Source organism: Haloparvum sedimenti (assembly GCF_001462205.1).
GTDB classification, from domain to species: Archaea; Halobacteriota; Halobacteria; order Halobacteriales; family Haloferacaceae; genus Haloparvum; species Haloparvum sedimenti.
Genome location: NZ_LKIR01000069.1, coordinates 1 through 6,763, shown reverse-complemented (window position 1 = coordinate 6,763; position 6,763 = coordinate 1). Strand labels below are relative to the sequence as shown.

General features: G+C 67.0%; 8 protein-coding genes. 6 read left to right on the top strand and 2 right to left on the bottom strand.

Annotation, left to right across the window (positions count from 1 at the left end; genetic code table 11):
- Nucleotides 1–4: 4 nt before the first annotated feature.
- Nucleotides 5–1,441: a DUF7289 family protein gene (locus tag AN233_RS04670; RefSeq protein ID WP_058365686.1), complete on the bottom strand. Its 1,437-nt coding sequence runs from the start codon at nt 1,439–1,441 to the stop codon at nt 5–7.
- A 98-nt stretch (nt 1,442–1,539) separates the two neighbouring features.
- On the opposite strand from AN233_RS04670, the gene AN233_RS04665 reads away from it, so the two are divergent.
- The 3 genes from AN233_RS04665 to AN233_RS04655 all read left to right on the top strand — a co-directional run bounded on the left by AN233_RS04665 (nt 1,540) and on the right by AN233_RS04655 (nt 4,808).
- A complete protein-coding gene (locus AN233_RS04665) occupies nt 1,540–2,112 on the top strand; it encodes a DUF192 domain-containing protein (protein ID WP_245626014.1) in 573 nt (190 codons plus the stop codon).
- A 120-nt stretch (nt 2,113–2,232) separates the two neighbouring features.
- Nucleotides 2,233–4,569, top strand: coding sequence for a receiver/sensor box histidine kinase (locus AN233_RS04660; protein ID WP_058365685.1), 2,337 nt, complete (start codon nt 2,233–2,235; stop codon nt 4,567–4,569).
- Between the two features lie 5 nt (nt 4,570–4,574).
- Nucleotides 4,575–4,808 carry a hypothetical protein gene (locus tag AN233_RS04655; protein WP_058365684.1) on the top strand — a complete coding sequence of 78 codons (234 nt, stop codon included), beginning with the start codon at nt 4,575–4,577 and terminating at the stop codon, nt 4,806–4,808.
- A 52-nt stretch (nt 4,809–4,860) separates the two neighbouring features.
- Here AN233_RS04655 and AN233_RS04650 read toward each other — a convergent pair whose 3' ends face one another.
- On the bottom strand, nt 4,861–5,196 hold the full coding sequence (locus AN233_RS04650) for a hypothetical protein (protein WP_245626013.1): 336 nt from the start codon (nt 5,194–5,196) through the stop codon (nt 4,861–4,863).
- 292 nt (nt 5,197–5,488) lie between these two features.
- Here AN233_RS04650 and AN233_RS04645 point away from each other — a divergent pair, with 292 nt between their 5' ends.
- The 3 genes from AN233_RS04645 (at nt 5,489) to AN233_RS04640 (ending at nt 6,488) form a co-directional block, all read left to right on the top strand.
- Nucleotides 5,489–5,773 carry a hypothetical protein gene (locus tag AN233_RS04645; RefSeq protein WP_058365683.1) on the top strand — a complete coding sequence of 95 codons (285 nt, stop codon included), beginning with the start codon at nt 5,489–5,491 and terminating at the stop codon, nt 5,771–5,773.
- A 142-nt stretch (nt 5,774–5,915) separates the two neighbouring features.
- The gene (locus tag AN233_RS17170; RefSeq protein WP_176696641.1) at nt 5,916–6,053 is read left to right on the top strand and encodes a hypothetical protein; all 138 of its coding nucleotides are present in this window, start codon (nt 5,916–5,918) and stop codon (nt 6,051–6,053) included.
- A 198-nt stretch (nt 6,054–6,251) separates the two neighbouring features.
- Nucleotides 6,252–6,488, top strand: coding sequence for a hypothetical protein (locus tag AN233_RS04640; RefSeq protein WP_058365700.1), 237 nt, complete (start codon nt 6,252–6,254; stop codon nt 6,486–6,488).
- Nucleotides 6,489–6,763: the final 275 nt, after the last annotated feature.

Genomic DNA, 6,763 nt, shown 5'->3' with positions numbered 1-6,763 from the left:
ACCGCTATTCGAGCTCGACTTCGACCGTGTTCTCGCTGATGTGGAGGTACGTGATCGTGTTCTCGGTCGAGGTGAGCTCGATCTGGAACTCCACGAGCGACTCCTCGTCGTAGTCGATCTGGACGTCCCCGCCGACGTCGATGTCGTTCGCGTAGAGCGCGCCGTTGAACTGCAGGTTGCCGTTCGTGTCGATGTTCGCGTCCGGCGCGTAGATCACCGCGTCGAACTGGACGTTCCCGCCGCCCGTCGAGTCGTCGACCACCTGGTCGCCGACGAGGAAGACGTTCCGGTCGGAGTCGACCGACGCGGCGCTCGTCCCGACCCAGGCGCCGCCATTCGCCTCCAGGGAGCCGTTGACGTAGTAGGTGACGCCGTTATCGGAGCCGTCGACCACCTCGACGTCGTTTCCGCCGATGTCGAAGTCGCCCTTCGTGACGATGTTCACGTCGCCGGCCGAGGTGTTTATGTTCAGGTTGTCACCGAGCGTCGCGTCGCCATCGATGTAGTACGTTCCGGCAGTCAGGGTGCAGCCGGCGCTGATCCCGGACGTGTCGATACAGGAGTGCTGGTCGTTGTCGTTGCTCGCGCTCGCGTCGTTGACCTCGTCCTGCAACATGCCGTCGACTCCCGGCAGCGGCTCCCCCTCCTCAACGCGGTCGTCGGTCCCCGCGTTGCCGTTCTCGTTGTAGTTCTGCTGGGCGGAGACGGCGTTGCTGACGGTCAGGTCCTCGGGGACGACCAGCTCCGCGACGACGGTCCGGTTGGTGTCGTGGACCGTCACCTCCCCCTCGGCACGCTGGCGGAAGAACTGGGCCCAGCCTTCGTAGTAGTCGCTCTGTATCTCGACGACGATCACGCCCTCGTCGAGCGGGTTGGTGTAGCTCCCGTTCGGGTAGATGGGCTGGCCGACCGAGTCGCTGCTGATCCGTGCGGCCGCGGACCCCGACACGGTGTCGTTGCCCGTCACGCGGACGATGGGGAACGTGAGCGTGCTGCTCCGGTAGTGGTACTCCGGCGGGGAGATCATCCGCGACCGGTCGTCCGAGACCGACCAGACGCCCCCGCCCTGGTAGGCGACGCGGTCGCCGTCGTTCTCGTACACGACCGCGCCGAGCGTCGTGTTGTGGATCTCGTCGAGGCTCCCGTTCACCCGGTGGTGGATCGTGACGCTCCCGCTCCCGCCGTCGACCGTCACGTCGCCGCTGTCCAACTGGCCGAAGGGGACGCGCTTCTGTCCCGACTCGCCGAGCGCCACGAGGCTCGCCTTCGAGCCGAACTGGGACATCCCGTTCTCCATGCGGTCCGTCTCGACGTCGGAGGTCGACTCCGTGACGAGCGCGCTCCCGATGCCGACGGAGACGATGATGACCGCGAGCGAGATGCCGAGGACGAGGATCACCCCGATCGGCTCCGATTGCGCGCGCTCGCGGTCGTGTTCCATGCACGTGCTCACGCCGCCGAGACACATAAGTTTCACCCCGCCGGTCGAGAAACGTCCCGAGAGGAAGGCCTTTGCCGACATCGGCCGTACCCGTAGGCGTGAGCGACCGACGGCCCTCCGAAAGCGATCGACAGCCCACCGGTTCGGACGAGACGCGACGCGCCCGACGGGACGTTCTCGCCGGCGCGGGAGCGATGCTGTCGGCCGCGCTCGCGGGCTGTGCCGGCGCTCCGGCGGAGGGCTCCGACGAGGTGACGAGGACGCCCGTCCACCGGGACTACGACAGCACCGAGGTCGTCGTTACCTCGCCAGACGGGACCGAGCGCGGCCGGGTGACGGCCGCGATCGCGGACACCTCGGACCTGCGTGTTCTGGGCCTCAGCGACACCGAGGACCTCCCCGCGGACCGCGGGATGCTGTTCGTCTACGAGGCGGCGGCGACGCGAACGTTCGTGATGCGCGAGATGGACTTCGGGATCGACATCGTCTACGTGGGTGCCGACCGGCGCATCACCGAGATCCATCACGCGCCGGCGCCCGCCCCCGACGAGGACGGTGAGGACCAACGCTACCCGGGCACCGGCCAGTTCGTCCTGGAAGTCGTCCTCGACTGGACGACCGAGCGCGGGGTCGAGGTCGGCGACGAGGTTTCGTTCGACCTCCCGGAATGAATGCTGATTAGCTCGAACAGGCAGAAAAGGACCTATAAACGCTCCTTGTCGTTTCTTTTTCTTTTCAGCAGAAGATAAATACCCACACGTTATAGGTGGTCGGGATACGTCATTCACCCAATGGTCTCGCCGTCGGATCCGATCCGGGTGCTCGCCGTCGACGACGACGGCGCGTTCGCCGGTCTGACCGCGGACTCCCTGGAGCAGGAGTCGGACCGGCTCGTCGTCGAAACGGCGACCGACCCGGACGCGGCGCTCGACCGGCTCCGCGACGGACCGATCGACTGTGTCGTCTCCGACTACGACATGCCCGGGCGGGACGGCATCGAGCTCCTGGAGGCGGCACGGGAGACGAACCCGAGGCTCCCGTTCGTCCTGTTCACGAGCGACGGGAGCGAGGCGGTCGCGGCCGAGGCGATCCGACGGGGGGCGACCGATTACCTCCGGAAGGAGGCCGGAGCGAGTCAGTACACGGTGCTCGCGAACCGGATCGAGAACGCCGTCACGCGCTACCGCGCGGAGCGGGAGGCCGAGGAGACCCACCTGCGCTACCGGCGCCTGATCGAGGAGTCGACGGACGTCATCGTGATCGTCGACCGCGACGGGGCCTTTCGCTACCTCAGCCCGACCGCCGAGCGCGTGCTCGGGTACGAGGCCGAGGAACTGGTCGGCGAGAACGCCTTCGAGTACGTTCACGAGGGCGACCGCGACCGGACGATGGAGACGTTTTACGCGATGGTCGGCGACCCGGACCGGCGGCCGTCGGCGGAGTTCCGATTCCGGAGCGGCGACGGGACGTGGACGTGGCTGGAGGCCCGCGGTCGGGACCTGCTCGACGACCCGGTCGTCGGCGGACTGGTGGTGTACGTTCGCGAGATAACCGACCGGAAGCGGCACGAGCGCGCGCTGGAGCGGGTCGCCCGCCGAACGGGCGACCTGATCGAAGCCTCCTCCGTCGGGAGCACCGCCCGGATCGCCGTCGACATCGTCGACCGCGCGCTGGGCTCGCCGCTCGCGGGCGTCCATCTGCTCTCCGAGGACGGCCGTCGGCTGGAGCGGGTCGCGGCGGTCGACGAGGTCCGCGAAGGTGTCGGCGTCCCCGAGGCCTACGGCGTCGAGGACGAGGCGACCGACTCGCGGGTCGTGTGGGAGACGTTCCGGGCCGGCGAGTCGCGGTACATCCCCGACACGCGCACGGTCGGGACGCTCGGCGAGGAGACGCCCTCCCGGTCAGCGGTCGTCTACCCGCTCGGTGACCACGGCGTCCTCGTCGTCTCTCGGGTGGAGCCGGAGGCGTTCGAGGCGGTCGACCGCAGCTTCGTGGAGATCCTCGGGCGGACGCTCACGGCCGCACTCGACGCGGTCGACCGGGAGGCGGAGCTCCGCGACCGGACCGACCGGCTGGAGCGGCTCCACGAGACGACCCGCGAGCTCATGCGGGCCGCGGACGCCGACGAGGTCGCCCGGCTCGTGGTGCGCGCCGCCGAGGACGTGATCGGGTTTCCCCTCGCTGCCGTGCGGTTCTACGACGCGGAACGCGACGCACTGGTGCTAGCGGCGGCCACGGACACCGCGGTCGAGACCGTCGACCCGCGGGAGGCGTTCGAGCCGGGCGAGAGCCTCAACTGGCGGGCCTACGAGTCCGGCACGGCGCAGGTTCACGGGGACGTTCGCGAGCGCGAGAGCGATGCCGACCCGGACCCGCCGCTCCGGAGCCTCATGGCCGTCCCGCTGGGCGAGCACGGCACCGTCAGCGTTGCCACGACGGAGCAGGACTCATTCGCGGAGAGCGACGCCTTCCTCGGACGGCTGCTGGCGACGACCGCCGAGTTGACCCTCTCCCGGCTCGAGCACGAGCGGGAACTCGTTCGCCAGCGCGACGAGCTCGACCGACAGAACGAGCGGCTCGACGGCTTCGCCAGCACGCTGACCCACGACCTGCGGAACCCCCTGAACGTCGCGACCGGTCGGCTGGAGCTCGCGCGCGAGGAGTGCGACAGCGAGCATCTCGACGCGGTCGCCCGCGAGGGCATGCGTATCGAGTCCACCGAGCGCGTGGCACTGGCCTCGGTCGTCGAGGCGTGCTGGGTGGGGGTCGACACCGCGGACGCCACCCTCCGCGTTGAGACCACGCGCGAGGTCCGGGCCGACGAGAGTCGACTCCGCCAGCTGCTGGAGAACCTGTTCCGGAACGCGGTCGACCACGTCGGCCCCGAGGTGACCGTCACCGTCGGCGACCTGCTCGACGGCTTCTACGTCGCGGACGACGGTCCCGGGATCGACGCGGCCGACCGCGACCGCGTCTTCGAGGCCGGCTTCTCGGACGAGTCGTCCGGCTCCGGGCTGGGGCTCCACATCGTCCAGCAGATCGCCGAGGGCCACGGCTGGTCGATCGAGGTGACGGAGAGCGATGCGGGCGGGGCGCGGTTCGAGATCCAGACGGAGTTCGGCAGCTAAAAGCGATGACTGAGGAGCGCCCGGCGACCGCGTCACCCGAAGCGGAACACGCCCACGTCGAGTTGGGCGACGAAGCATTCGCTCTCAATGTGGACCACGCGGAGACGCTCCGCGACGATCTCGACGAGGTGCTTGAGAGAGTCGGACGCGAACCGACGGCCGCGGAACTCGAAGCGCTCGGGATCCACCCCGACGCAAACGCGACGCGCGAACGGGACCCGCTGGACGTCCTCGACTGAACCCGGAGACGCACCGTTTCGGTATTCTCTCGGGCACTCGCCCACCCTCCCTTCACTCCACGTACCGCGGGTGGACCCACGCCAGCCCGTCGCCGTACGCCGCGACCCACGCGGTCGGGTCGTCCAGCCCGCGCCGCAGGAGCTCGCGACTCGCCGTGTCGACGCCGTGCTTGTCGAACCGGACCGCCACCAGCGACCGCGAGGCCAGTTCGTGGTAGAGCGCGCGCTCCGCGTCCGGGCCCACGCCCACGAGGTCGCGGCCGTCCGCGGCCGCGAGCAGGCGCTCGGCCATCCGCGCGCCGTGGACGCCCGCGCGCCGCACCTGCAGTTCGGCCGCGAGCGTGCGAAACGCCTCGTACCGGGAGTCCCCGGCATCGGTCGTCGCCATACGCTCCACGAAGTCGTACTCCCGAAAAGAGGTGAGCCATGGGCACGACGAAAGTGGAAGTGTTTCAGGGGATCGACGCTCGGCGACGCCGGATACGCGGCCGCGGTTCGCTCGACTGAGAGAGGTCCGGTCGTTCAGAGGCCTCTAGCTTCTCCGAAACGCATGCTCGAAGACGTCCGCGTCGACGCGGTCGTTTCGGTAGTGCAGCAGCGAGCCCGGGCTTCATCGAACCCACTCTTTAGCATCCGATGACGTAGGAACTTTGAGGAGGATGAGGGGAGAGTGGAGATCCATGAGCCCCACCGTCCAGGAACTTCAAAACGGGATTCGAGCAGCGACTGGTCGCTTCGAACGGGAAGTAAAGGCGTCGTTCACGAAGGAGGAGCTGCAAGCGATTTGTGAGGCACTCGGAGTCGATGTCGACGAAGCGGGGCGACCGTCAACATCGCAGATGCGTCGACTCATCCGGACGCACGTCGGCATCGCAGAGTCGCTGGAGGCAGCCGACGACTCCACTTTCCGGAAGCCAGATATCCAAGCGATTGCTGACGAAGTCGGAGCATCGTTCGAACCGTAGCCGCCAATCGCCCAATCAATCTGGCTGCCACAGTTCCCGACTTGATACACAAGCCGTCAGCGATTCTCCTAAATCCTCCCTGTCACACCGAGAACCTCGTCGGTTCTGCCGCATTAAGGGCCACCTTCTTCTGCAAGGTAGTATGCGCATAGAGTCAACCGGGAGGTCGGATCAGTACAACGTGAGGCTCACCGACGACGAGCACGGTCACACGCCGAGTGGGGACCTGCAGATCGCCGTCCATGAATCGTCGACGCCGCTGCTAGAGGGTGGCGCCTGATGGCGGCCACTGACCCGGACGCGACCGCAGATGGTCGGGACGCGGACGGGGAAGCCGTACAGAACACTGGCCGTCGACATCCCTCACGCGACTGTGAGTGTCCTGCCTGCGAGGGGAACAACGGCGGTCTCCAGTTCTGTTCGACGTGTCGCTACAACGGCTGTGCCGGCGGGAAAGCCCTCTGCGGAGGTGAGGCCTATGAGTAAGTCAGACGACGCCAAATCTGTGGGGATCACGCAGTTCATGGCCGAAAGCCGGACGATTCAGCACGGCGACGGAAGCTTTACCGTCACCATCCCGCGGTCGCTGGCGATGGAGTGGGATCTTGAACACGGGGACAACCTCCTGTTCACTGCTGAAGAAGGAGCCACGGAGGCGACGATCCACGAGCCCGGCAGCCAGGGCGGGTTCTCTCTGGGGATGGGTGATGAGTAATCGTTCTCAGATATCTGAACAGAGGCGCTTGAGCTTCGAGGCCCCACTTGAACGAAATACAAGACCGTCGCAATGGATAGTGAACTACCAATAGGTACATCTACCCGTGTCTAGGATAAGCCACACCGGAGAACGTGGGTGCCTTCATCGAGTCATCACTGTCTGACTGTGGATTTGTACGGCTGTGTTGAATCGCCATACAGCAGCGAGTTAGGCCGCTAAATCAAAGGAGTTGAAGCGAGAGAATGCGGTTGTCTATGACGCAAATCTCCCGC

Coding starts and splice junctions, on each gene's coding strand:
- AN233_RS04670 (WP_058365686.1), bottom strand. CDS start 1,441: ATGGAACACGACCGCGAGCGCGCGCAATCGGAGCCGATCGGGGTGATC.
- AN233_RS04660 (WP_058365685.1), top strand. CDS start 2,233: ATGGTCTCGCCGTCGGATCCGATCCGGGTGCTCGCCGTCGACGACGAC.
- AN233_RS04655 (WP_058365684.1), top strand. CDS start 4,575: ATGACTGAGGAGCGCCCGGCGACCGCGTCACCCGAAGCGGAACACGCC.
- AN233_RS04650 (WP_245626013.1), bottom strand. CDS start 5,196: ATGGCGACGACCGATGCCGGGGACTCCCGGTACGAGGCGTTTCGCACG.
- AN233_RS04645 (WP_058365683.1), top strand. CDS start 5,489: ATGAGCCCCACCGTCCAGGAACTTCAAAACGGGATTCGAGCAGCGACT.
- AN233_RS17170 (WP_176696641.1), top strand. CDS start 5,916: ATGCGCATAGAGTCAACCGGGAGGTCGGATCAGTACAACGTGAGGCTC.
- AN233_RS04640 (WP_058365700.1), top strand. CDS start 6,252: ATGAGTAAGTCAGACGACGCCAAATCTGTGGGGATCACGCAGTTCATG.